Origin of the sequence: Geoalkalibacter subterraneus (assembly GCF_000827125.1) — a bacterium.
Lineage (GTDB): Bacteria > Desulfobacterota > Desulfuromonadia > Desulfuromonadales > Geoalkalibacteraceae > Geoalkalibacter_A > Geoalkalibacter_A subterraneus.
On record NZ_CP010311.1, the window covers coordinates 1,892,242 to 1,915,229 of the forward strand.

At 55.8% G+C, this 22,988-nt stretch carries 19 protein-coding genes; 10 read left to right on the forward strand and 9 right to left on the reverse strand.

Features of this window, described 5'->3' with window-relative positions; all coding sequences use genetic code 11:
* Positions 1-71 precede the first annotated feature (71 nt).
* The 4 genes from GSUB_RS08780 (at position 72) to tnpA (ending at position 4,866) form a co-directional block, all read left to right on the forward strand.
* A complete protein-coding gene (locus tag GSUB_RS08780) occupies positions 72-2,213 on the forward strand; it encodes a dihydrolipoyl dehydrogenase family protein (protein WP_040200331.1) in 2,142 nt (713 codons plus the stop codon).
* 14 nt (positions 2,214-2,227) lie between these two features.
* Complete coding sequence (locus tag GSUB_RS08785) at positions 2,228-3,874, forward strand: acetolactate synthase large subunit (RefSeq protein ID WP_040200332.1); 1,647 nt, start codon at positions 2,228-2,230, stop codon at positions 3,872-3,874.
* A gap of 38 nt (positions 3,875-3,912) precedes the next feature.
* Entirely contained in the window at positions 3,913-4,323 is a 411-nt protein-coding gene (locus GSUB_RS08790; RefSeq protein WP_158414067.1) for an aldehyde dehydrogenase family protein, read from the forward strand.
* 108 nt (positions 4,324-4,431) lie between these two features.
* A complete protein-coding gene (gene tnpA, locus GSUB_RS08795) occupies positions 4,432-4,866 on the forward strand; it encodes an IS200/IS605 family transposase (RefSeq protein WP_040200334.1) in 435 nt (144 codons plus the stop codon).
* A gap of 106 nt (positions 4,867-4,972) precedes the next feature.
* Here tnpA and GSUB_RS08800 read toward each other — a convergent pair whose 3' ends face one another.
* Genes GSUB_RS08800 through GSUB_RS08820 form a run of 5 tightly spaced genes read right to left on the reverse strand, consistent with a single transcriptional unit; the run spans position 4,973 to position 12,383 of the window.
* The gene (locus GSUB_RS08800; protein WP_040200335.1) at positions 4,973-6,745 is read right to left on the reverse strand and encodes an ABC transporter ATP-binding protein; all 1,773 of its coding nucleotides are present in this window, start codon (positions 6,743-6,745) and stop codon (positions 4,973-4,975) included.
* Positions 6,746-6,747: 2 nt separating this feature from the next.
* The gene (locus tag GSUB_RS08805) at positions 6,748-7,524 is read right to left on the reverse strand and encodes an ABC transporter permease (RefSeq protein ID WP_200890129.1); all 777 of its coding nucleotides are present in this window, start codon (positions 7,522-7,524) and stop codon (positions 6,748-6,750) included.
* 49 nt (positions 7,525-7,573) lie between these two features.
* A complete protein-coding gene (locus GSUB_RS08810; RefSeq protein WP_040200338.1) occupies positions 7,574-8,536 on the reverse strand; it encodes an ABC transporter permease in 963 nt (320 codons plus the stop codon).
* Positions 8,533-10,146, reverse strand: coding sequence for an ABC transporter substrate-binding protein (locus tag GSUB_RS08815; RefSeq protein WP_052464807.1), 1,614 nt, complete (start codon positions 10,144-10,146; stop codon positions 8,533-8,535). The genes GSUB_RS08810 and GSUB_RS08815 overlap by 4 nt, the downstream gene beginning before the upstream one ends.
* 17 nt (positions 10,147-10,163) lie before the next feature.
* The gene (locus GSUB_RS08820) at positions 10,164-12,383 is read right to left on the reverse strand and encodes a TonB-dependent receptor (RefSeq protein WP_052464809.1); all 2,220 of its coding nucleotides are present in this window, start codon (positions 12,381-12,383) and stop codon (positions 10,164-10,166) included.
* Between the two features lie 208 nt (positions 12,384-12,591).
* Between GSUB_RS08820 and GSUB_RS08825 the strand changes: the two genes are divergently transcribed.
* The 3 genes from GSUB_RS08825 to GSUB_RS08835 all read left to right on the forward strand — a co-directional run bounded on the left by GSUB_RS08825 (position 12,592) and on the right by GSUB_RS08835 (position 16,267).
* Positions 12,592-14,445: an SLC13 family permease gene (locus GSUB_RS08825; protein WP_040200339.1), complete on the forward strand. Its 1,854-nt coding sequence runs from the start codon at positions 12,592-12,594 to the stop codon at positions 14,443-14,445.
* A 346-nt stretch (positions 14,446-14,791) separates the two neighbouring features.
* Positions 14,792-15,790, forward strand: a complete 999-nt coding sequence (locus GSUB_RS08830) for a methyltransferase (protein WP_040200341.1) — start codon at positions 14,792-14,794, stop codon at positions 15,788-15,790.
* Between the two features lie 117 nt (positions 15,791-15,907).
* Positions 15,908-16,267, forward strand: a complete 360-nt coding sequence (locus GSUB_RS08835) for a c-type cytochrome (RefSeq protein WP_052464811.1) — start codon at positions 15,908-15,910, stop codon at positions 16,265-16,267.
* 21 nt (positions 16,268-16,288) lie between these two features.
* On the opposite strand, the gene cls is transcribed toward GSUB_RS08835, so the two are convergent.
* The gene (gene cls, locus GSUB_RS08840) at positions 16,289-17,680 is read right to left on the reverse strand and encodes a cardiolipin synthase (RefSeq protein WP_200890130.1); all 1,392 of its coding nucleotides are present in this window, start codon (positions 17,678-17,680) and stop codon (positions 16,289-16,291) included.
* 46 nt (positions 17,681-17,726) lie between these two features.
* Positions 17,727-17,972, reverse strand: a complete 246-nt coding sequence (locus GSUB_RS19545) for a hypothetical protein (RefSeq protein ID WP_162483922.1) — start codon at positions 17,970-17,972, stop codon at positions 17,727-17,729.
* Between the two features lie 87 nt (positions 17,973-18,059).
* On the opposite strand from GSUB_RS19545, the gene hisF reads away from it, so the two are divergent.
* Positions 18,060-18,821 (forward strand): imidazole glycerol phosphate synthase subunit HisF, encoded by a 762-nt coding sequence (gene hisF / locus GSUB_RS08845; RefSeq protein ID WP_040200343.1) that lies wholly within the window; start codon positions 18,060-18,062, stop codon positions 18,819-18,821.
* Between the two features lie 68 nt (positions 18,822-18,889).
* On the opposite strand, the gene GSUB_RS08850 is transcribed toward hisF, so the two are convergent.
* Entirely contained in the window at positions 18,890-19,570 is a 681-nt protein-coding gene (locus tag GSUB_RS08850) for an ISAs1 family transposase (RefSeq protein ID WP_040199265.1), read from the reverse strand.
* 41 nt (positions 19,571-19,611) lie between these two features.
* The gene (locus GSUB_RS18050) at positions 19,612-20,613 is read right to left on the reverse strand and encodes a Druantia anti-phage system protein DruA (RefSeq protein WP_052464442.1); all 1,002 of its coding nucleotides are present in this window, start codon (positions 20,611-20,613) and stop codon (positions 19,612-19,614) included.
* Between the two features lie 291 nt (positions 20,614-20,904).
* Here GSUB_RS18050 and GSUB_RS08860 point away from each other — a divergent pair, with 291 nt between their 5' ends.
* Positions 20,905-21,843 (forward strand): 1-phosphofructokinase family hexose kinase, encoded by a 939-nt coding sequence (locus tag GSUB_RS08860; protein WP_040200345.1) that lies wholly within the window; start codon positions 20,905-20,907, stop codon positions 21,841-21,843.
* Between the two features lie 313 nt (positions 21,844-22,156).
* On the forward strand, positions 22,157-22,729 hold the full coding sequence (locus GSUB_RS18610) for a PEP-CTERM sorting domain-containing protein (protein WP_158414068.1): 573 nt from the start codon (positions 22,157-22,159) through the stop codon (positions 22,727-22,729).
* The last annotated feature ends 259 nt before the right edge of the window (positions 22,730-22,988 follow it).

A 22,988-nucleotide genomic window follows, 5' to 3' on the forward strand; every position in this document is an offset into this window, starting at 1 on the left:
GCGAAATCGCGACCTAGTTAGGTCGCAGAAAAGCTTTACGATTATACACATTGGCATGAAAGGACCTCATCATGACAGGCAATGGCAAAAAAATTCTCATTGTCCTGGCCATTGCCATCGTGGTCGCGCTGTTCTTTGCTTTCGATCTGCAGCGTTACCTGACCCTGGCTGAGCTCAAGGCAAGGCAGGAGGCGTTTCAGGATTTTTACACCGCCAACCGCGCTCTGACTCTGGGGGCGTATTTCCTCCTCTATGTGATCGTCACCGCCCTGTCACTTCCTGGCGCCGCCGTCATGACTCTGGCCGGCGGCGCGCTGTTCGGTTTTCTGCCGGCGCTCGTTGTGGTGTCATTTGCCAGCACCATCGGTGCGACGCTGGCTTTTCTCGTCAGCCGCTTTCTGCTTCGGGACTGGGTTCAATCCAAATTTAAAAAGCGCCTCAAGGCGTTGAATGCCGGGATTGAAAAAGACGGCGGGTTCTACCTGTTCACACTGCGGCTGGTGCCGATCTTTCCCTTTTTTGTCATCAACCTGGCGATGGGTCTGACCCCGATGCGCACCCGGACGTACTACTGGGTGAGCCAGGTCGGCATGCTGGCGGGCACCGCCGTCTATGTCAACGCCGGCACTCAGCTTGGTCAGATCGAGACGCTCGGCGGTATCCTCTCGCCGCAGCTGCTGCTTTCTTTCGCTCTACTCGGTATCTTCCCTCTACTGGCCCGCAAGGGAGTCGACATTATGCAAAAACGCCGCAGTCTGAAAGATTTCCCCAAACCGGAAAAATTTGACTACAACACGGTCGTCCTCGGCGCCGGCTCCGCCGGACTGGTCAGCGCCTATATCGCCGCGGCGGTCAAGGCCAAAGTCGCTCTTGTTGAAAAAGATAAAATGGGCGGCGATTGCCTCAATACCGGCTGTGTGCCGAGCAAAGCCCTGATCCGGACGGCGAAAATGCTCGCCTACGGTCGTCGCGCCCAGGAATTCGGTCTGCAGAAAACCAAAACCGATTTTGATTTTGCCGAGGTTATGGAGCGTGTACAGGCCGTGATCAAAAAAGTCGAACCCCATGATTCGGTGGAGCGCTATACGGGATTGGGGGTTGAGTGCATCAAAGGTGAAGCGCGCATTACTTCGCCGTACACGGTCCAGGTCGGCGAGCGCACTCTGACCAGCCGCAGCATCATCGTCGCGACGGGAGCCGAACCTTTTGTGCCGCCGATCCCCGGTCTTGACCAGGTTGATTATCTGACCTCGGACAACCTCTGGCAGCTGCGCCAACTGCCCAAGCGTCTGGTGGTGCTGGGCGGTGGTCCCATCGGCTGTGAGATGACACAGGCGTTTGCCCGCTTCGGTGCACAGGTGACGCAGGTGGAAATGGGTCCCCGGCTCATGAGCCGTGAGGATGCCGATGTCGCGGATTTCGTCCGTGAGCGCTTCGAAGCCGAAGGCGTGCGGGTACTGACCGAACATGCCGCCCGGGAAGTCCAGGTCAACGGCGGTGAAAAAATCCTGGTGTGCGAACATGGAGGAGAACGCGTCGAGCTGCCGTTTGACGCCCTGCTGGTCGCCGTGGGGCGGCGCGCCCGCACCACGGGTTTCGGCTTGGAGGAGCTGGGCGTGCATGTGAGTGATCGCGGGACGATCGACACCGATCCCTTTCTGCGCACCAACTTCCCCAACATTTTCTGCGCGGGCGATGTTGCCGGACCGTATCAGTTCACCCATACCGCCGCCCATCAGGCCTGGTATGCCGCGGTCAATGCCCTGTTCGGCGATTTCAAGAAATTTCGTGCCGACTACAGCGTCATCCCCTGGTGCACTTTTACCGATCCGGAGGTCGCGCGGGTGGGACTCAACGAAGCCGAAGCGCGGGAGGAGGAGATCGAACACGAAGTCACCCGTTTCGAACTGGCGGAACTTGACCGCGCCATCGCCGAGGGCGAGGATCACGGCTGGATCAAGGTCATTACACCGCCCGGCAAAGACAAGATCCTCGGGGTCACCATTGTCGGCACCCACGCCGGGGACCTGCTTGCTGAATATGTCCTGGCGATGAAGCACGGCCTGGGGCTCAACAAAATTCTCGGCACCATCCACCCCTATCCGACCCTGGCGGAAGCCAACAAAATGGCTGCGGGAGAATGGAAAAAGGCCCACGTCCCCGAAAAACTGCTGGTCTGGATCGAGAAATATCATGCCTGGCGGCGGGGCTGAGAAAAGAGGATGTTATGAACGCGGCTCAATTATTTGTAAAAGCCCTGGAAAATGAAGGGGTCGAAGTGATTTACGCAGTGCCGGGCGAGGAGAACCTGGACTTGCTTGAAGCCCTGCGCACCTCCTCGATACGCCTGATTCTGACCCGCCACGAACAGGGCGCGGCATTCATGGCGGCAACGCATGGACGACTCACCGGAAATCCCGGTGTCTGCCTGGCGACCCTGGGACCCGGGGCGACCAACCTGGTGACCGGCGCGGCTTACGCTCAACTCGGCGGGTTTCCCATGCTGATGATCACCGGCCAGAAGCCCATCAAGAAAAGCAAGCAGGGGCGCTTTCAGATCATCGATGTGGTGGATATGATGCAGCCGCTGACCAAGTTCACCAAGCAGATCGTCAACGTCGATCGGATTCCCGGCAACGTACGCGAAGCCTTTCGTCGAGCCCGGGAAGAGCGCCCTGGCGCGGTGCACCTGGAGCTGCCTGAAGATGTCGCTGCAGAACCCGCAGATTTATCCAGAACGCCGCTTTTTGCCATCAGCCATGCCCATCTGCCGCAGACAGACGACAAACTGATCGATGAGGCGGCCGCAATGGTTCGCGCCGCCGCCTATCCGCTGCTGTTGATCGGAGCCGGGGCCCAGCGTCACCAGGTCTGTCATGCCCTTGGCCGATTCATCGATGAAACCGGCTTCTACTTTCTGACGACGCAGATGGGCAAGGGCGTGGTCGATGAAAGCGGACCTCTGTTTCTCGGCACGGCGGCTCTTTCTGAGAACGATTATATCCATTGCGCAATCGATCGCGCCGATCTGATCATCAATGTCGGGCACGATGTGGTGGAAAAACCACCTTTTTTCATGGAACACAGCGGCAAAAAAGTAATCCATGTCAATTTCAGCTCAGCGGAAGTCGATAATGTCTACTTTCCGCAACTGGAGATGGTCGGCGATATTGCCAACAGTATCAAGCGACTGGGTGCGGTACTGGGGCGGCTGAATCAGGATTTTTCCTATTTTCACCGCATCAAGGAGCACCTCGACGAGCATCTGCGCGAGAAAATCGCGGACGAGAGCTTTCCCCTCAAGCCGCAGCGCATTGTCGCCGACGTGCGCCGTGTTCTGCCTTCAGAAGGAATTCTGGCCCTCGACAACGGCATGTACAAAATCTGGTTCGCCCGCAATTACCTGACGCATAAGCCGCACACCGTACTGCTCGACAATGCCCTGGCCACCATGGGGGCCGGCCTGCCTTCAGCCATGGAGGCGGCGCGACTGTTCCCCGAGCGCCGGGTCATGGCGGTGTGCGGAGACGGCGGTTTTATGATGAACAGTCAGGAACTGGAGACTGCGGTACGACTGAACCTCAATCTGGTGGTCCTGGTGATTCGGGATGAGGCGTTCGGCATGATCCGCTGGAAACAGGAAACCATGGGACTGACAGACTTCGGGCTGCAATTCGGCCCTGTCGACTTTGTGCTCTATGCGCGCAGCTACGGTGCCTCTGGCCACCGTGTCGAGCGCGCCAGAGATTTCGCACCCTTGCTGGAACACTGTTTTTCACAAGGTGGCGTGCATCTTGTCGATGTGGCGGTCGATTATTCAGAGAATATGAAGGTGCTGGGTGAGGAACTCAAAGAAAAGGTGTGCCTGATATAACAAGCCCGACTCCCGGGAAAATAAATGACGAGTTGAATGTGACCTCACCCTGCGACGGCCGCCTGATCAAGACACTGCGCTTGCAGACGATAGAAGAAGCCGATCGCATGCTGCAAACCGGACAGCGCCTTTTTAAGGATCGCGAACAATGGCTCAGCGCGGAACGTCGCATGGTGATACTCAATAAGCTGGCCGAGCTGGTCGCAGCACAAGCTGAGGATTTTGCCCAACTGATCGCCTCCGAAGGCGGCAAGCCCCTGCGCGATGCGCGGGTCGAGGTCTCACGGGCGGTCGCCGGTATCCGTCTGGCTGCTCAGGAAATCCCGTGTGTTTTACGCGGACAGCAAATCCCCATGGGACTCACGCCGGAAACCCACGGGCGCATGGCTTTCACTCTCTACGAACCTATCGGGCAGGTTGTCGCTATCAGCGCCTTTAATGCGAAGTAGAAATCCCCGTCCTTTGGACGGGGTCAGAGTCCTTTGGCTTTGCCAAAAGGGCTCATGGCAGACCATATTTAGGTGTTGTTCCCGCAACGACCTGAAGAAAGGAATGCCATGAGCCGTTTTCGAAAATTAACACATGCAATATGGCACTGTCAGTATCATGTGGTCTGGGTGCCAAAATACCGCTTCCGAGTTCTGGAAGGCGAGTTGGCTCAGGAAGTTCGAGCCTGTATTCGGATATTCAGCGAACAAAGTCACTGTGAAATTGTTGAGCTAAATATTCAGAAGGACCATGTTCATCTGATCGTCATGGTGCCGCCTAAGGTGTCCATCTCGGAATTGATGGGGCGGCTGAAAGGTCGATCAGCGATACGGATACTGAAACGATTCAGCGAGTTACGCAAGAAACGTTACTGGGGCAACCACTTTTGGGTACCCGGTTACTGTGTTGATACCGTCGGACTGGATGCCGAGATGATCCGCCGTTACGTGCGGTATCAAGAGAAGCGCGAAAAAGATATCGAGCAACAGCAACTCAAATACTGACCCGTTCGGACGTGGGAACAACGGCCCCGGCTACCCTCTTTGGGGGTAGCCGGCAACGCCCCCTCTGGGGGCGCCTCTCAAAGCCCCGTCCTCTGGGCGGGGTTGTTTACACGTGCCCCCCATGAGCCTGCCCAAGCAGGTGACGGGTCTGCGGATGTTGAGGCGTCTGCAGGATACGGGCGGCGGGGCCGACTTCGACCAGGCGGCCCTGATGCATGACGCCGATGCGATCGCTGACTTTGCGGGCAATACCCAGATCGTGTGTGACCAGCAGCAGGGTCAGCCCTTTTTCGATCTGCAGATCGAGTAGAACCTTCATCACCTTGGCCTGCACGCTGGGATCGAGAGCGCTGGTTGGTTCGTCGGCGATCAGCAGCCTCGGTCCGGTGATCAGCGCGCGGGCGATACACAGCCGCTGCAGGGCCCCCTGGTTGAGCTGATGGGGGTAATGGCGAAGAAACTCCGGTCGGGTCGGCAGATGGACTTCGGCCAGAGACTGTTTCACGCGCCGTTCGATATCCTGCAGCGGAAATGACGGCTGCTGGATGCGCAGCGGTTCGGCCACAATGTCCAAAACGCAGAGGCGGTGACTGACCGCCAGATCCGGATGCTGATCGATGACTCCTACCTGGCGGGCAAAACCGAGACGGTCTTTTTTGAGCCAGTCGTTCATGTCACGGTTTTCAAAGGAACGCCGGCCGCCGTCAGGGGGCATGGCCCCGGCTGCGATCATTGCGAGGGTGCTTTTGCCTGAGCCTGTTTCCCCCACCAGTGAAAAGACCTCCCCGCAACGCAGGGTCAGATTCTCCGGGTGCAGCGCGACCGTTTTCCCATAGCGTTTTCCGACCTGATGCAGTTCCAGCAAAGGGGCGATTCCGCCGCGCCGGCATCTCACCCGGTGGGTATTCCGACGAATCATGGCAATCTCACCCGAGCGACACGGGAGCTGGGCCTGGGTGCAGCGCGGGGCGAACAGGCACCCCTGGCGCGGAGCGTGACCGGCATCGTCATTGTCCGCGGTGACAATGTGCGTATGGTCGAAACCGGCCTCGTCGTGGGCGTGAGTGATGCGATAAAAAGCGTCGCCGCGAATGCCTCCCAGTTCACGCCCGCCGTCGAGTGTCGGGTACGAGCGTGCCAGGGCCAGGGTGTAGGGGTGGCATGGATCGGTGAACAGATGATCCGCCGGCAGCTGCTCCATGATCTGCCCCAGGTAAAGAACCGCCACTTCATCTGCCAGGCGGCGGCAGGTATCGAGATCGTGGGTGATCAGCAGGATTGCTTTGCCGCGGGCGCACAGACGCACGATAAGCTCAATAATGAAATTACGGGTACCTGGATCGAGTGACGCCGTCGGTTCATCCAGGATCAGCACCGGGGGATCGAGGATCAGGGCCATGGCCAGAAGGGCACGCTGAATCTGGCCACCGCTCAGTTCATGGGGATAACGCCCGGCCAGCACCGGATCGAGGCCCATTTCTGCCAGCGCGCTGGCGGCCTGCTTTTGGGCTGGGGATTTCGCCATGCCCCGATGAACAATCAGCGGTTCGGCCACCTGGTCGGCAATGCGGTGAGACGGATTGAGCGCTGCCGCCCCGTTCTGCGCCACCAGTGCGATCTGCGACCAGCGCAGGGTGTTCCACTGTTCTTCCGTCAAACGCGTCAGATCCTGCTGCCGAAATTGAAGTTGCCCGCTGACCCGGGCATTGGCTGGCGACAACCCTGCCAGGGCCCGTGCCAATGTCGATTTGCCCGACCCCGATTCTCCCACCAGCGCCAGCACCCGGCCGGCCTCCAGTTGCAGATTGATACCGTCCACCGCCAGCAGGTTGTGATCGTCCTCGCGGTAAACCACCTTGAGTTGTGAACAGTGCAGCATAATCATCCATCCTTCAGGCGCGGGTCGAAAGTCTGCTCCAGTCCGATGGCGATGAAGGTCAGCGACATCAGCATCAGAGTCAGGCAGAACACCGGCGGCAGCAGCCAGTGCCACCACAGGTCGAGATAGTAGAATTCGATGGCGTCGCGAATCATGACACCGAGGGATTTGCGCTCGGGGGAGAACAGACCCAGAAAGGCCAGTGAGGCTTCCATGAAGATCGCCATGCGGATTTTCGTCACCCATCCAGTGGGATAGAGGGGGAAGAGTTCGGGCAGCAGATGCCGGGTGATGATGTAGCGTCCGCCGGCCCCCATGCGTTGCGCGGCTCGGACATGGGCGCGGTTGCGAACGGCCAGCGCCTGGGCACGCAGCCCCTTGGCGGTGGTGGGCCAGCTGAACAAGGCCAGCAGCAGAGCGATGACCTCCGGCGAAGGACGCAGCAGAACCGCCACCAGGATCAGGGGCATCACCACCGGAATGGCGAGCAGCACATCCCCCATGCGCATAAAAAAGCGGTCGTACCATCCACCGTACCAGGCACTGCTCAGGCCGACGAAAATCCCCAGCAGCAGCGCCGCCGTTCCCCCCAGCAAGCCGAACCAGAGGGTGTTGCGCAAGCCATAAAGCAATTCAGCGCCGATATCCATGCCGCCGTCATTGACTCCAAGCCAGTGCTGCGCCGACGGCCCGCTCAGCGGCGTAAACCCGATATCATGAGGATCATGAAAGGTGAGGGCGGGACCGAGCAGGGCGATCGTGAGCAGAACAAGCGCCACTATAAATCCGGTTCGGAACCATCCATCTCTCAATGCCGTTTTAAATCCGCTAACGGCCATGGCAGACTCTCGGATCGATGCGGCGATAGAGCAGATCGAGCCCCAGATTCACCGACAACAGCAACAGCGAGGACAACAGGACAATCCCCTGCACCAGCGGCAGGTCCCGTTGCGCGATGGCCTGATGCAGCAGCGTGCCGAGGCCGGGGTAGGAGAAAAGATTTTCCACCACCAGCGCCCCCGTCACCATGAAGGAAAAACGCAGGCCGAACCGCGTCACCATGGGCAGCAGCGCGTTGCGCGCGCCATGCGCGTAGCGAACCCGCCAGGGCGGCAGACCCTTGGCGCGGGCGGTTGTCACATAGGGTGCGCGCAGCACCATCACCATGCTGCCCCGCGCCAGCAGGACATTGCCCGGCAGGTAGGCTAAAAACAGGCAGCTCAACGGCAGCAGCAGGTGGCGACCCAGGTCAAAAAGCAGGGATATCGGTCCCAGGTCGGCATATGGGGTTATTGCGCCGCCGGGCGGCAGCCATTTCAGGTGCAGGGCGAATACCAGCAGGAGCAGCGTCCCGCTGACCAGCTCAGGGATCGCGTCAAGGGCGCTCATCACCCCGATGCCGAATCGCTCCCGTTTCGCCCCGCGCCGCCAGGCCAACTCCACGCCGATCAGGAAGCCGCACAGGCTCGCCATAAGGTGAGCGCCGCCCATCAGTAGCAGCGTCCACGGCAGGGCTTCGCTGATGAGGGAAAGCACAGGCTGTTCCAGGGCGAAGGAATATCCCCACTGGCCGCGCAGCAGGTTGAGCAGATAATTCCCGAAGCTCTGATCCTGAAGATAGTGGGTCCGCAATGCGGCTTCCTGGCTGGCGGTCAGGATCGCTTCGCTCTGCCCCCAGGTGGCGCTGACGAAATCGCCGGGCAGCAGGCGGGGCAGGGCATAGCTCACCCCGATGAGAGCCAGGGCGGCCAGCAGGTATGTGGCCAGCGTTGCAACCGAGTCGCGTCTCATGGCAGCAGCGCTCTCTTGTTCTGGGCAATGGGCACGCCCTTGCCGAGACCGCCCGGGGTGTAGAACCATTCGATGCCACTTTCGGAGCGGTAGGCGCTCAGGCCGCGCGGATGATAGAGAGGGATCGCCGGCAGCTCGCGGGCGATGATCTCCTGCGCCTGCGCGACCAGTTCATGGCGCCTGCCAGGGTTCATTTCCGCCAGCTGCTTCTGCAGGAGATCCGTCAGGAGTGGACTGTCTTCGAAACGCGCGTTATTGAAATTGGAGCCGCCCCGGCCCGGCAGGATCATCTCGTTGAGAATGCGCGGATCGCCGGCAATCCCGCCGTGCCCCGAGAGGGCCAGATCGAAATCGAATCCGCTTATTTTCTGGTCGGCAGTGGTCTGTTCGAGGGTGAGCAGATCGACTTCCATGCCGATGGCTTGCAATTGTTGTTTAAGGATAAGACCGTCACGCTCGCCTCCCGTTCCTCCGGCCACGGTCATCCGGGTGCTGAGAAGCTGCACACGCAACGGCTTGCCGTCACGTTCCAGTACGCCGCCGTCGTTGCGGGTGAAGCCCAGCTCCGTCAGCAGCTCAAGGGCCCGAGCGGGATCGTGCCGGTAATGGGGAGTGTCGGGGTTGTAGAAAGGATGGTCGGCGGACAGCAGACCAAAAGAGGCCGCCTCGGCATGCCCGCGCTGGCTTTTTGCAATCAACTTGTCCCGGTCAATGGCATGAGCCAGAGCCTGGCGGAAACTGCGCTCCGAAAAAGGAAACCGCCGGTGATTGATCATCAGCTTGCGCACCCAACCTCTTTCATCCTCGATGATGCACATCCCTTCGCGCTTTAGCGGTTCGATCATCTCCGGACGGATCGCTGCCAGATCGGCCTGTCTCGTCGCGAGAGCCGCCAGGGGATTGGCCGAGCGCAGGTAAATCAGGCGCTGCACCCGGGGCGCTCCAAGGTGGTAATCCGCAAAAGCTTCGAAGAGATAGGTGCCGCGCACCTTATTGAAATCGCGAAACTGGTAAGGGCCGCTGCCGATGAACGCCTCCGGTGCATTGAACCGGCGCGGGTCATCGATATCCTGCCAGATGTGTTTCGGAATGATCGGCAGGGTGCCGCCGATCTCGGCCAGGAACGGCGCATAGGGGCGGCGGGGGTAAAGCTGCACACTGTGGGGAGACAACACCTCGACCTTTTCAACAACGCTGGTGTCGGCCCAGGGGTAGGGGTGCTTCTCGTAGTAGGCGAAGCTGAAGGCCACATCGTCTGCCGTCACGGGGCGCCCGTCGTGCCAGCGCGCCTTCTCATCCAGGTTGAAGATCCAGGTACCCTCTTTTTCTTCATAGGACCATGAAGCGGCCAGGGATGGGACGAAAGAACCGTTGCGGTCTTTCCAGACCAGCGTGTCGAACACCCAGCTCATGCGGACATAGCCAGAGCCGCGCGGATAGTGACGGAAAGGATTGGGTGCGCCATGGTCGCCGCGATCGTCGGCGATGCGGATCTCGTTCGGCAGGGAACCTGAATTTTTCAGCTTTTCGCAGGGTTGTGCACTTGCGTCTAAAGCACAGGTAAATAGCAGAAGGCAAAGCGCACAGATTGATTCCGTGACAGGATTCATTACGGCTGCATTTCTACTCAGAATTGTATCGAAGCTGTCAGAATCGTGGTCATGGGCGCACCCGGATAAAAAGTCGTTGCGCCGGCCAGAGAAGCATCAAGCTCATCAATAACGGCCGTGTATCTGCGGTCGAACAGGTTGTTGAGTTCCAGAGAAATTCGAATCTGCTCGCCGATACCGGGGTTATGAAAGGTATAGCTGCCCCGCAGGTCAAAAACAGTATAGGAGCTTACCCGCTGGCGGTGTTCCATATCCGCATAACGCTCACCGATATAGCGCAGCATGGGGGAGATCTCGAAATGACCCGGGGTCCAGATGATCCCGGCGCGCAACTGTTCGCGTGGTGTCGCAACGACCTGGCGCCCGTCGGCATCGACTCTGCGGCCTGCAAACGTCAGATCATCATCATAGGTCAGGACCGTGTATGTCAGATTGCAGAAGAGCGTAATATTCTCGGCAGGGTAGAGATTAGCTTCAAGATCGATTCCGTAGCCGGTCGCTTCGCCGACGTTCTGCTGATAGTTAAGACCGACGCGTGGATCGTAAACGGTGGTCAGCAGGTTTTTATGGCGGGCAAAGAACAGGGTCGGTGCGAGATCGAACCATTCCCCCAGGTACCGCGCGCCAAGATCGACAGTGTGCGATCTCTCCATGGCGTATCCGTCGAACAGTTTCTGCAGGGTGATCTCCTGTCCCTGAAAGGTTTCACGATGGGTGTTGTACAGGTTGACCAGAGGCATGTAGGCGTAGGGGCGGATAAAGTTTTTGCCGTAGCTTGCATAAATGCTCAGACTGGGGTTCAGATCGAAGGATGCTCCCAGGGTCGGCAGCCAGATGTCGTAAGTGGTTTCGCTGCGGCTCAAATCGGCCGCCGGCTTCAAGTCAAAATCAGGCCCTGAGCCTGTCACATAGCCATCGGCTGCGGCGTCTTCAAAGTGAAAGTATTTAAGCCCTGCCTGCCAGTTGAAAGATCCTGAACCACCGGAGAATTTAAGGTAGGGGCTGTTGATGTAGCTTGTCCCGCCGGAGGCCAGGATTCCCATGCCGCGATAATCGAGACCATCGGGTGTCACCGCGAAATTGCGACTGAAAATATCCATGTCCAGGCTCTCGAAATGATGCCCGGCCACGGTCTGGATACCGGGCAGATCGGCACGGACTTCTGCGATCACTCCCTTGCGTTCGATCTCCCGATTGCGCTGCTGTACCAGGGCGCCCTTGGCGGGGTTGCCCTGCAGCACACGGGTGTCCTCCTTGGAGTAAAAAGGCTTGACGCTGACATGAAGCACATCGGACGGATCGAAGGTGAGGGTGGAGATCAGGTCGCGGTTGCGGTAGCTGCCGCGATTGTACTGATAATAATAGACGTCTTCAGTCGGATTGCCGCTCAGCTCTTCGTTGAAATCCTTGCGGTAATTGTCATCGAGATTGCGGATCTCTTCAAAGTTCAGGGGCCGGTACAGGTGCTGGTCGAGGTCGTTGTGATTGTACCAGAGCTTGACTTCCGCATGTTCGCCGAGGGGCTGTGCCAGCCCCAGATTGGTGTTGTGGCGAGGTCCAAGTTCCCCGGGCCCACGCCATTTGTCTGCATCGGTATAGGAGTAGGAGCCTGACAGGCGGGTTTGCGTTTCGAGCAGTTCTCCACTGTCGAGACGGCCAAAAGTGCGATTGTAGCTGTGCGATCCCAGGCTCTGCTTGAATTGCAGGCCGGCGTCTTTCTGCGGCCACAACGGGTGCAGCACGATCGCGCCGCCGCGGGAGCCGACCCCGGTGCCGATATCCCCCGGTACTGCCCCCTTGTAGACCGAAATGGCTTCGATGTTTTCCATATCGTAGAGGTAGTCGCGCGGCCCGATCGGATTGCCTCCGTAGTTTGGAACCCCTTCAACTGTCATCGCGCCCAGTCGCCCAGGCACGCCACGGATGCGAAGGTCGTTCTGTTCAGCTGCCAGACCGTATCCATCACTGCTGGACAGATTGACGCCGGGCAGCAGGTTAAGTGCTTCATGCACGCTGGTGCTGGCCCGCTCTCCCTGCAGGCGTATGCCGTCACGGGTGATTTCACTGCCGGTGTAGACCGTTTCACTGGCCTGGCGGGTGGGGATGATCAATTTCTGCCCAACAACCGACAGAGTGGGCAGTGCTGTCGATTGTTCGGCAAAGACATGACATGGATGCAGCAGAAAGAGAAAAAAAAATGGTAATACGACAAACCATTCCAGAGCATAATGGTACATGGACAACTCCCTTAACCCCCATAAAAGCATGTAGTGCTACGAAATAAAAATTCGTGTAACCATAGCGTTTTTATTGTACGGGGTCAAGGGTGGGTTTAAGTCTGTTATGCCCTTGGGGAATTATCGGATTGATATTGACGTCAAATGTGTCTAAATACTGGAAAGCACAGGTTGACTTACCTCTTTCTGCAAGGAATGCCGAATTGTTATGACTTTTGATCAGATGCTGATTATTGCCGTGCTGCTGTTGACCATGGCGGTTTTCATCCGAGGGCACAGACGCCATGATCTTGTCGCCATGGGCGCATTGCTCGCGTGCGTTGTTTTTGGTCTGGTTCCAGGTGAAGAGGCTTTTTCAGGTTTCGGACATCCGGCGGTGATTACTGTCGCCTGTGTGCTGGTGCTGGGTCATGGACTGCAGATCACTGGTGCCGTCGATGAAATGACAAGACGGGTGCTGCCCGCCTCGGCGGGACCAACCGTAAGCCTCTTGGCCCTCTGTTCCTTAGTGGCGGGTCTTTCGGGGATTATGAACAATGTCGGTGCCATGGCACTGCTGATGCCCGTCGCTATACAGATGGCTGAAAAGCAGAAACTCCCACCTGGGAAAGTTCTCATGCCGCTTGCGTTCTGCTCCATCCTGGGTGGCATGACCACCATGATCGGCACCCCGCCGAACCTGATTGTTGCTGGGTTTCGCGCGGAGGCAGGTCCCGGTGGTTTCGGTCTGTTTGATTACACCCCTGTGGGGCTGTCTGTGGCCGTGGTGGGAATCTTGTTCATTGCCCTGGCGGGGCGGCGCCTGGTGCCGGACCGGCAGCAGTCCGATCTGGACCGCTTCGATATGGGGAAGTATCTGAGCGAAATCAGGGTTGATGAAGACAGCAAGGTTATCGGCAAGAGGTTGCGCGATGTTGAAAATATGCTTGAAGGTGCCGATGCTCAGATCGTGGGTTTGGTTCGTTACGATCTTCGAGTCTCTGCACCAAATCCCTGGCATCTGCTGCGCGAGGGAGACATCCTGACGATTGAAGCCGATCCTGAAGCTCTTACTTCGGCATTGAGCGAGTTGAACCTGAAGCTTGAAGAGGATGTTTCGCCCGACGAAGGCGAGGAAGAAGAGGGTAGAGATAAATCTTCCGAGCGTTTAGGGAACGGAGGTAAGGACAAAAAGGAAGAGAAGGAAAAAGAAAAATCTTCGACCGAAGAAATTTTTATTCAAGAGATGGTTGTAAGACCTGGCGCTCAGCTGATCGGCCGAACAGCCAGTGATATTGAGTTACGCTCCCGTTACGGCATTAACCTGCTTGCCATTTCACGTCAGGGGCGCCGCTCCATTAAACGTCTCCGGTCTACCGTGATTCAACCGGGTGACGTGCTCTTAATGCGTGGCATGCCCCAGGCCCTGACCGGCTTCGGCAATACGTACGGCTGTCTGCCTCTGGCTACGCGCGACATTCGGGTCCCGAAAAAGGGTCAGTCTATTCTTGCGGCCGGCGTAATGGCGGCAGCCATACTCGCAACCGCGCTGGGGATACTGCCTGTGGCCATATCTTTTGCCGGGGCTGTTCTTGCATTCATCGTTCTACACATCGTGCCGCTGCGGTCGCTTTATAGCGCTATTGACTGGTCTGTCATCGTTCTACTTGGTGCCATGCTGCCGGTCGCGCACGCCATGGATTCCACCGGCACAGCGGATCTCATTGCTAGTTTTTTTATTGACAACGTTGCCCAGGGCAATGCAGTCATCGGTCTGACAGTGATCCTGATCGTCACCATGGTCCTGACGGATTTCATGAACAACGCCGCCACTGCCGCATTGATGTGCCCTCTGGCTCTGAGCACGGCTGCGCAGCTTCAGGTCAACCCCGACAGCTTTCTCATGGCAGTCGCCGTCGGCGCATCCTGCGCTTTTCTGACCCCTATCGGCCATCAGAACAACACACTGATTCTCGGGCCGGGTGGGTTTCGTTTCGGCGACTACTGGCCTCTGGGTCTGCCGACAGAAGTGCTTGTGGTCCTCGTCAGTGTTCCCATGCTGCTGTGGGTCTGGCCGCTGTAAAGGATCGATAAGAACATGAATAGGATGATTTGCTATTGCTTCAATTACACGGAAAATGACATTCGCGATGATGTGCTTCAAAATCATGGTCGATCGTCAATTCTTGAAAAGATCGCTGCAGAAAAACAAAAGGGGGCATGTCAATGCCCAACGAAACATCCCGAAGGGCGGTGATGTCTTCCGGACGTTCACCGTGTTGTGAACGAAATAAATACATAAGGTAATCCCCCGGCTTTGCCGGGGGACAGTCAATGTTTTCCCCGAAAACGGATAAAGGTCATTCTTATTGATGACGACCTCGGGCTTTAAAAATCTTGAATCTTAAACAATGCATGGAGACGTTGAAATGAATCAAAAAAGCGAACCGGATCATCTTCTTGGAATTTCAGGAGCTTACTGGGAAACCTGCACACTGCACGCGGCGGTCAAGCTGGATATTTTTTCCGTCATTGGCGATAAAGTTCTCGACGCCGAAGGAGTTGCCCAATGCATAAATGCAGACACCAGGGCCACAGCCATGTTTCTCAACGCCCTGTGCGCCATGAGGCTGATGCGCAAAGAAGGGGAGACCTACCGTAATACGGAAGATGCACGTACCTTTCTGTGTAAAGAGTCCCCGCGTTACGTGGGGTATATGATCATGCATCACCATCACCTGATGGAATCCTGGATGCGTCTCGATGAAGCCGTAATATCCGGAGAATCGGTCTATCCCCTGATGATCCAGCATGATGAAGACAGCCGTCGCGAGAGCTTTCTTATGGGGATGTTCAATCTGGCGATGGGAATTGCGCCGGAACTGGTGCCGACCCTGGATCTGTCCGGCAAAACCCGACTTCTTGATCTGGGAGGGGGGCCTGGAACCTATGCCATCCATTTCTGCATGCACAATCCGCAGTTGGCCGGAACCGTCTTCGACCTGGCAACCACCCAGCCTTTCGCTGAACAGACGATTGCAAAATTTGACCTCTCGGATCGCGTAAAATTCTCCCCGGGAGATTTCCATACTGACGACCTGGGTGGGCCTTACGATGTCGCCTGGCTCTCTCATATCCTGCATGGAGAGAGCCCTGAGGCCTGTCGCAAAATCATGGCCAAAGCTGCGGACGCCCTTGAGCCGGGGGGGATGATGATTATCCACGAGTTCATCCTCGACGACACCAAGGACGGCCCCCTGTTTCCCGCCCTGTTTTCACTGAACATGCTGGCAGTGACTGACTCCGGGCAGTCTTATTCGGAAAAAGAGATCAGGGAGATGATGGAGGCGGCAGGGATTGGAGAGACCCACCGCACTGCTTACCGCGGTCCCACTGATTCAAGTGTGCTGGTAGGAATAAAGAAGTAGGATTTTTGACCGGATGTGAAGAGCGGTTATTTTTTGGAAAAAATTAACGTGTCATAACGGTTTTACAATATTTTTGGGAGGTCGAGCAATCAGAATATCTGCCTGATTTTTATCAGTTTGACTTTTGCTTTGGGGTTGACGGCGTGCAGTGAACAAGAAATCCCTACGGAGAGGCGCTCGACGCAAAGCGCTTCAGCGGATGAGGCCGGGGGTTCGCAGGAAAAGACTGAACTGCAACGGGGCCAGACTCTGTTCGATCGGATGTGTGCCACCTGCCATGGATCCAGGGGCAATGAGCGAGGGACCCGTAAGGGGCCGTCGCTGCAGCGGGACGAATTCACTTATGGCAGAAACCTGGAGTCGGTCATGGAGAGCATTCGGGACGGACGCCCCAATGGTATGCCATTTTTCCATCACGCGTTGTCGGATGAGGAGCTTGAGGTTGTGGCGAGGTACGTTCTGAGTCTTGGCCAATGACGAAGTGTTGATTCGTCTGCCTCACTGTATCGGCGCAAAAAGGCGCGCGACTCGAACCGCCAGACGAAAAATAAAATGTCGCTCTTCAAGTTCTTTCGCAGAAGAGAGGCGCGAATCGGCAAAATCATGCAGGAACATCTCTTTGACTTCCTGTGCGAATTCTTCATCCTCCACTTCCAGCGTAATCTCGAAGTTGAGCCGAAAAGAGCGGTTGTCGAAATTGGCGGTACCGACGGCGCTTACGCTGTCATCGACCAATAAAGCTTTGTAATGGAGAAAACCGTTGGTGTGGCGATAAATTTCCACGCCGGCTTTCTCTAATTCAGCCACATAGGACCACCCCGACAGGTTCACCATGAAGTTGTCGCAGTTTTCGGGGATCAGGATGCGGACATCCACTCCGCGCAAGGCTGCCATTTGCAGCGCGCTGACAATCTGTTCATCGGGCACGAAATAGGGGCTGGCGATCCAGAGTCGATGCGTTGCGTTGTTGATCATGTGAAGGAAATAAAGCGCGCAGGTTTCAAAACGATCAGCTGGACCGGTCGGCAGGACAAACACCTTGCGTGACTTTCCGGTGGAGGCAGCCTGCGGCGCCCAATCGAGGTCAGGAATGTCCCCGCTGGTCCAGTACCAGTCTTCCAGAAACGGAACTTGAACTGCCTGCACGGCGGGTCCTTCAACTTTGACCATGGCATCGATCCAGGGTGAAAGTTTCGGGTCGGCATGCAGGTATTCCTCGCCAATATTGGCACCGCCAAGCCAGGCCTGGCGACCATCCACAACAACAATCTTGCGGTGATTGCGGAAATTCAACTGAAAGGGACGAAAACGGTCCCGGGTGCTGATAAAGGAATGGACTTTGACCCCGCTCTGTCGCAGAGCATCAAGGTAGCTGTGCGGTAGCTTGCGGCTGCCGATCTGATCGTATAAAAACTTAACCCGCACGCCCCGCTGGGCCGCGGCAAGCATCTGCTGCTGGAGTTTTTTCCCAAGATCGTCATCTCTGACAATATAGAATTGCACCAGCAGGTAATCCTCCGCGCTTTCCATGCCGCGGAAAATGGACGAATAGATCTCCTCGCCGTTGCGCAACAATTGCACATCATTGCCCCTGGTGGTCGGGAGCCTGATCAGCCGTTCTAGAAAGTGTGCTTCTATATCCTGGTCGGGATCGGGAAAATCTTTTTTGGCCGAGTCGATAAATTGGCGTACAAAAGGGCTGGTCTCATCAATTCTGTCCTGCCGCTTTTTGACATATCCTTCAAATTTTGTACGACCGACAGCCCAGTAGGCAGGCACTGCCGCGTAGGGGATGGTATTGAGAGAAACCGCCCAGGCAATTGCTCCCTGTGCGGTGCGTGTTTCCATAACGGCCTGTACCGAGGTCAGGGCACCGGCGATGTGGGCCAAGGCCAAAAGCGCGGCGAAAAAACTTTTCCGGCGTCTCCTGGTAATTTCAGCCCATTTTTTCAGGGAATCTAAGAATTTTTCCAATTGAACCTGTAATAACCGCATTCACTCTCCAGAATCCGGAAACCGGACCGTCAAGACATTGCATTGCGCCAAAAAGCAGTTTGACAAGAAAAGCTTGATCGAAAAGTAAGAATGTAACAAATAATCTGAGGAATGGAGCGAACAAAATCAGGGTGGTTAATATATCGACCGGCTTGATGCGTGTATATGGAGGCTTGCGGGATTCCATGAATTTCGTTAGATATAAGGTAGGTTTCTAAAACGAATGAGATATTATCCGCAGCAGAAAATAACGGAAGATCGGAGACATGACGTTATGACAGTAAAAATCATGCCCTGCCTTGATATGAAGGAGGGAAGAGTGGTCAAAGGGGTTCATTTTGTCGACATCAAAGATGCCGGGGATCCCGTACAGTGCGCCAGACGCTACCAGGAAGAAGGGGCTGACGAGCTGGCGATGCTCGACATCGCCGCGACCCTTGAAAACCGCAAGAACCGCCTTGAATGGGTCAAGCAGGTCGCAGAAGTTATCGACATCCCCTTGACGGTGGGGGGCGGCATCTCCTCCCTGGAGGATATCGAGCTTTTATTTGAAGCGGGGGCAGATAAGGTTTCGATGAACAGCGCCGCCGTCAAGCGCCCGGAGTTGATCCGTGAGGCGTCGCAGGCTTTTGGCTCAGAGCGCATCACCGTTGCTATCGACGCCCGTCGAAATGAGTCGATGCCGTCGGGTTTCGAGCTGGTCGTCGCCGGCGGCACCAAGCCTATGGAAATTGATGCCGCACAATGGGCTACGCGCTGCGAGGAGCTGGGCGCCGGGGTGATCCTGCCGACCAGCATGGATGGCGACGGAACTCGGGCCGGATATGATATCGCCTTTACCCGCGCGATTGCCGACGCCGTCAAGGTCCCCGTCATCGCTTCCGGAGGTGCGGGCAAACTGGAGGATTTTTACGAGGCCGTTGAAAAAGGCGGGGCAAGCGTGCTGCTGGCAGCTTCGGTCTTTCACTTCCGCGAGCTGACCATACGGCAGGTTAAAGAATACCTGCAAGAAAAGGGAATCAGCGTTCTGCTATAAAACCACAATCTAAACATATCAGCAGTCGATGCGGGGCGGGACAAGGGATACTTCAAGGCAAATTTGTTCTAATTGCATCCAGCAGCCGAGCGCCTGCTCCTTGTATTATCGGTCATTCGCAGGTAGTCGAAGACGGCGCGGGGGTTCATGGCGAGCATCCTCATTTTCTGCGCAACGCTGCCGACGCTTTTTGATTTAATCAGACCGACCGCGAAGCGTCGGAGCCGGGTGATGTTTTCCGGCCCATGGCCGGTGCGTATCCGGCTTCGGTCTTCGTCGTAATTCCAGTCAATGATGTAGTGGCAGCTGTTTTCTATGCACCAGTGGTTGCGATTAGTCTTGAGGATGCGCTGGGCGTCGGCCTGCTGCGGTGTGTGGCTGGTGATTCCGTAAACGGTTTCGGTTGAGACTTTCCCGCTCTTTTTGTTGACCCTTTCGCGTTCGACCATGAAAGCCTGACCGACGTGAGGAAAGTCGAGATAGTCGTTGAGCTCGGCGGTGACCCAGATCCTCCGCGTCTCGATCCGGCCATGGTCGGAGTCGACGGTGACAGCGTGAGGTTCTTGGCGGCCATGAAAATACAGGGTGAGGTCTTCGAGAAGCCGGGGCTGATTGCCTTTGACGGTGAAATGGTAATGGGCCTGCCTGTCTTCGACCAGGTAGCGGGCCAATCGGCGTTGCGTCAATAGGGCGTCGGCGCTGATGGTCTTGCCTTCGATGCTGATCGCCTCGAGCAAGGGGATGGCCATTTTGATTTCGTTCGTTTGCTTGACCTCGTCGCTGCCATCGTCTATCGGCAGGAGGCCGACTTTTTTTGGGTGTGGCAGGTTTTGGTCTCGTGGCCGATCGCGCTCATGATATGCGTCTTGCGGCCTTGCTCGTCGGTGGCGTTGCACATGGTCTTGCCGTCAATGGCGAGGCTTTCATCCGCGCCTGCGTAAGCCTCGTTCCAACGTTGAAAGCTGCGGTCGAGATGATCCGGATCGACCCTGATGAGGATATCGCGGATGATGTATTCGCTCGGGACAAGGTACTGCCCTTGTTTTTTACGGCATCCGAAGCGCTCGCGCGCCTTGGGGCCAAGACTTTTGGCCCAATCGGAAATCGCCTTGTACCCGCGCATCCCGCAAAGCGTCGCCCCGGCGGCAATGGCCAAAACGGTGGACAGCCGGTGGCGTTTCCCTGCGGCGCGGCGCGGGTCGGGGATGTCGGTGAAAAACTCTGGCAAGGATCGCATTTGATTGGCTGTCAACAACATTTTCACGTCTCCTGGACAATAGGGCGCCCCAAGCAGGGGGCGGGACAAGAGCGATTGGGCATTGGACTGCAGCGCACGAACAAACACCATCTTCGGGGACTGTGCGAGGTTGCTATAACCTTGACGGGTTCGGCGAAATCCCTTGGTCTGACCCAGGCATAGCCAATTGGCCGCCTTGTAAACCGTGCCTTGATAGCGCTGCGGATCGACAAAGGTCTCCATCAGCACAAGCGGATGGCCAAAGCGCTCCAGCCAGTCGCGCTGGATTCTTTGTTCGCACAGCGCCAAGACGCGCGAGCCCAGATTGGGCAAATGCCACTGCGGCAGGATCAGAAAACGGCTATTGTTGGCAACCAGCTTCAAGCGGTCATATTGGCGCCGATGATCCCAGCCAATCCACTGGTCGCGAACGGCGCACTTCAAGGCCGCAGCGGAAAAGCTCAGCAAAGCGACCCACTGCTGGCGCAATATGGCAACGTACCAGAGGGTTTCGCCGATCTTGGGCAGATCTCCCAGATAATGATGCGCTTGCATTGTCTCCCGATATCGGTCCTCCTCGAGGGCTGAAACGGGTCGTACATGGATTTCTTTCAGATTCACGACAGGGTCTCCAAGGGCAAAGGACGAACCCTTTATACCCCATCGGAGAACAAATGACCAGAACTTTATGCTGGGGCAAGGCTTAGAGCGTGTTCCCGGGAGGGAACAAATTCGCCCTGGGGATACTTGAAAGTTTCTTTTTTCGGCCCCTTTAACGGGTCGTATGTCGTCTTTTCGTATCCGCGATCCTGACAGATGCCGCAGTTCATAAAGAGGGAACTTTCTATGAAAAATATCGTCACGCTGACTATGAATCCTGCGATCGACAAGAGTTCAAGTGTTGCGCGCGTGGTTGCTGAGCGAAAGCTCTACTGCAATCCGCCCCGTTTCGAACCGGGTGGTGGCGGGGTGAATGTCTGCCGCGCCATAAAAAAGCTCGGTGGGGATTCTGAACTCCTTTATCCGGCGGGGGGATTGACGGGGCAGAGACTGCAGGGACTTCTCGACAGAGAAGATCTTTTCCACCGTCCGCTGCCGATAGCGGGCGCGGTTCGCGAGAGTCTCGTGGTTCTGGAGGAAGAGACCGGGCTGCAGTATCGATTCGGGATGCCGGGGCCTCATTTGCAAAAGGACGAATGGCGGCAGTTTCTGGCGGAAATTGAAAGTATTGAGCCGTCTCCTGACTACCTGGTGGCCAGCGGCAGCCTGCCGCCGGGCGTTCCCGTCGATTTTTACGCTCAGTTGGCGCGCGCCGGCAAAAAGTGCGGCGCGAAAACAATTGTCGATGTCGCGGGAAAGGCTCTTGAGGAGGCTCTCAAGGAGGGCGTATTTCTGATCAAGCCCAATGTCCGCGAATTCAGGGATCTGGTCGGCGATCATGTCACCGAAGAGGCTCAGATCAAGGAACAGGCTCAGAATCTGGTCAAAGAGGGCCGCTGCGAAGTTGTGGTGATCTCTCTCGGGGCGGCTGGAGCTTTAGTCGCTGCTGAATCGTTCACGGAACATATCCTGCCGCCCACCGTGCCCATTATCAGCAAGGTCGGTGCCGGCGACAGCATGGTGGGCGGCATCGTTTTGAGCCTGGCCAGGGGAAAACAACTCCGGGAAGCAGTCATTTTCGGGATCGCCTCCGGAACCGCTGCCGTCATGACTCCTGGAACGGAGCTGTGTCGCAGGGAAGATGCCGAGCGTTTGTTTAAGGCCATGATGAAAGAGACCGTTTGACGGAGCGCCTGAACCGCATTCCCCGGGGCGCTCCTCCCCCCGAGCTGTTGATCCGCATTTCTTCCATGCGGATTTTGTAATTTTTTCCGTCAAAGTGTTGTTTTTCAACAACAGTACCGTCGGAAAATTTTACACTTCAAAACATATGACAACCAGCAAAGTCCAGAAAATAATAACTAAAACAATAGCTTATGTTTGAGGCACTAAATGTGCATACTCCGTGTGCAATTCCATTTTTGTTTTGCAGTCTTTGTGTGTGTGTCATTTGTCGGTGTTTTTATTTAACGGTTTTTTAGTAGAAATGAGGCTGAAAATGAGTAAAAATTTTTATGGACTGATTTTTGTTTCATTCTGTGTGTTTTTTTTGTCGAGCCAAGTACAAGCTTTAACTGTCGACTTTATTGAAATTTTTGATACTAACAATAGTGGAGTTCTTGAATTTGGAGACAATAACACTAATAAAGATAATTATCTAGAATCACAATATTTATCTTCTGTTGTTAGAAAATTTAATCTTTCAAATTTTCCTGAACAAAATTCAGTTTTTGATATTTTTATTAAATATGAAGGTGACGATAGTCGGGCAGATAATTATTTTGTATTAAATGGACATGAGTTTAGTCCTCTGCCCAATGGCAATGGTAGTAAGACATACTCAGGAGAGAATTCTTTACTGAATTATGGAGAGAATGAGATAGTTTTCAATATTGGATATGTCAATTCATATTGGGGTTTTGACGATTTTTCAATTTCTGAGTTTAATTTAGAGTATGCTGCAGGGCAACAAGCACCCTCTGCCGTCCCGGAGCCATCTTCTTTTCTTATTTTTGGAATAGGAAGCATTGCTTTGTTTTTGTTTTCAGGAAGAAAAAGAAAGAATAAATAGTTAAAAATACAGAAAATCTGATGCCATGAAAAGGCTCAGGATGCTGCAGAAAGTCTTTGTGGGTTCTTGAGTCTTTTCTTATTTTTGATAAAGATTATTCAAATATATCTGTGTCCCCGAAATGGTACACTTGCAATTTGAATCTACCCTGTAAGAAAGGGAAGTTTTAATGTCTCCTGAAACATCAGATTCTCCCTGCTCCATGATTGCAGTTTTCATGGATGTAGCTTTGATTCTTGCAGCCATTTCAAGCCTGGTC

Coding starts and splice junctions, on each gene's coding strand:
- GSUB_RS08830 (WP_040200341.1), top strand. CDS start 14,792: ATGAATCAAAAAAGCGAACCGGATCATCTTCTTGGAATTTCAGGAGCT.
- GSUB_RS08825 (WP_040200339.1), top strand. CDS start 12,592: ATGACTTTTGATCAGATGCTGATTATTGCCGTGCTGCTGTTGACCATG.
- GSUB_RS08800 (WP_040200335.1), bottom strand. CDS start 6,745: ATGCTGCACTGTTCACAACTCAAGGTGGTTTACCGCGAGGACGATCAC.
- GSUB_RS08820 (WP_052464809.1), bottom strand. CDS start 12,383: ATGTACCATTATGCTCTGGAATGGTTTGTCGTATTACCATTTTTTTTT.
- tnpA (WP_040200334.1), top strand. CDS start 4,432: ATGAGCCGTTTTCGAAAATTAACACATGCAATATGGCACTGTCAGTAT.
- GSUB_RS08780 (WP_040200331.1), top strand. CDS start 72: ATGACAGGCAATGGCAAAAAAATTCTCATTGTCCTGGCCATTGCCATC.
- GSUB_RS19545 (WP_162483922.1), bottom strand. CDS start 17,972: ATGGAATCCCGCAAGCCTCCATATACACGCATCAAGCCGGTCGATATA.
- GSUB_RS18050 (WP_052464442.1), bottom strand. CDS start 20,613: ATGCAAGCGCATCATTATCTGGGAGATCTGCCCAAGATCGGCGAAACC.
- GSUB_RS18610 (WP_158414068.1), top strand. CDS start 22,157: ATGAGTAAAAATTTTTATGGACTGATTTTTGTTTCATTCTGTGTGTTT.
- GSUB_RS08810 (WP_040200338.1), bottom strand. CDS start 8,536: ATGAGACGCGACTCGGTTGCAACGCTGGCCACATACCTGCTGGCCGCC.
- GSUB_RS08860 (WP_040200345.1), top strand. CDS start 20,905: ATGAAAAATATCGTCACGCTGACTATGAATCCTGCGATCGACAAGAGT.
- GSUB_RS08815 (WP_052464807.1), bottom strand. CDS start 10,146: ATGAATCCTGTCACGGAATCAATCTGTGCGCTTTGCCTTCTGCTATTT.
- hisF (WP_040200343.1), top strand. CDS start 18,060: ATGACAGTAAAAATCATGCCCTGCCTTGATATGAAGGAGGGAAGAGTG.
- GSUB_RS08785 (WP_040200332.1), top strand. CDS start 2,228: ATGAACGCGGCTCAATTATTTGTAAAAGCCCTGGAAAATGAAGGGGTC.
- GSUB_RS08850 (WP_040199265.1), bottom strand. CDS start 19,570: ATGGCCATCCCCTTGCTCGAGGCGATCAGCATCGAAGGCAAGACCATC.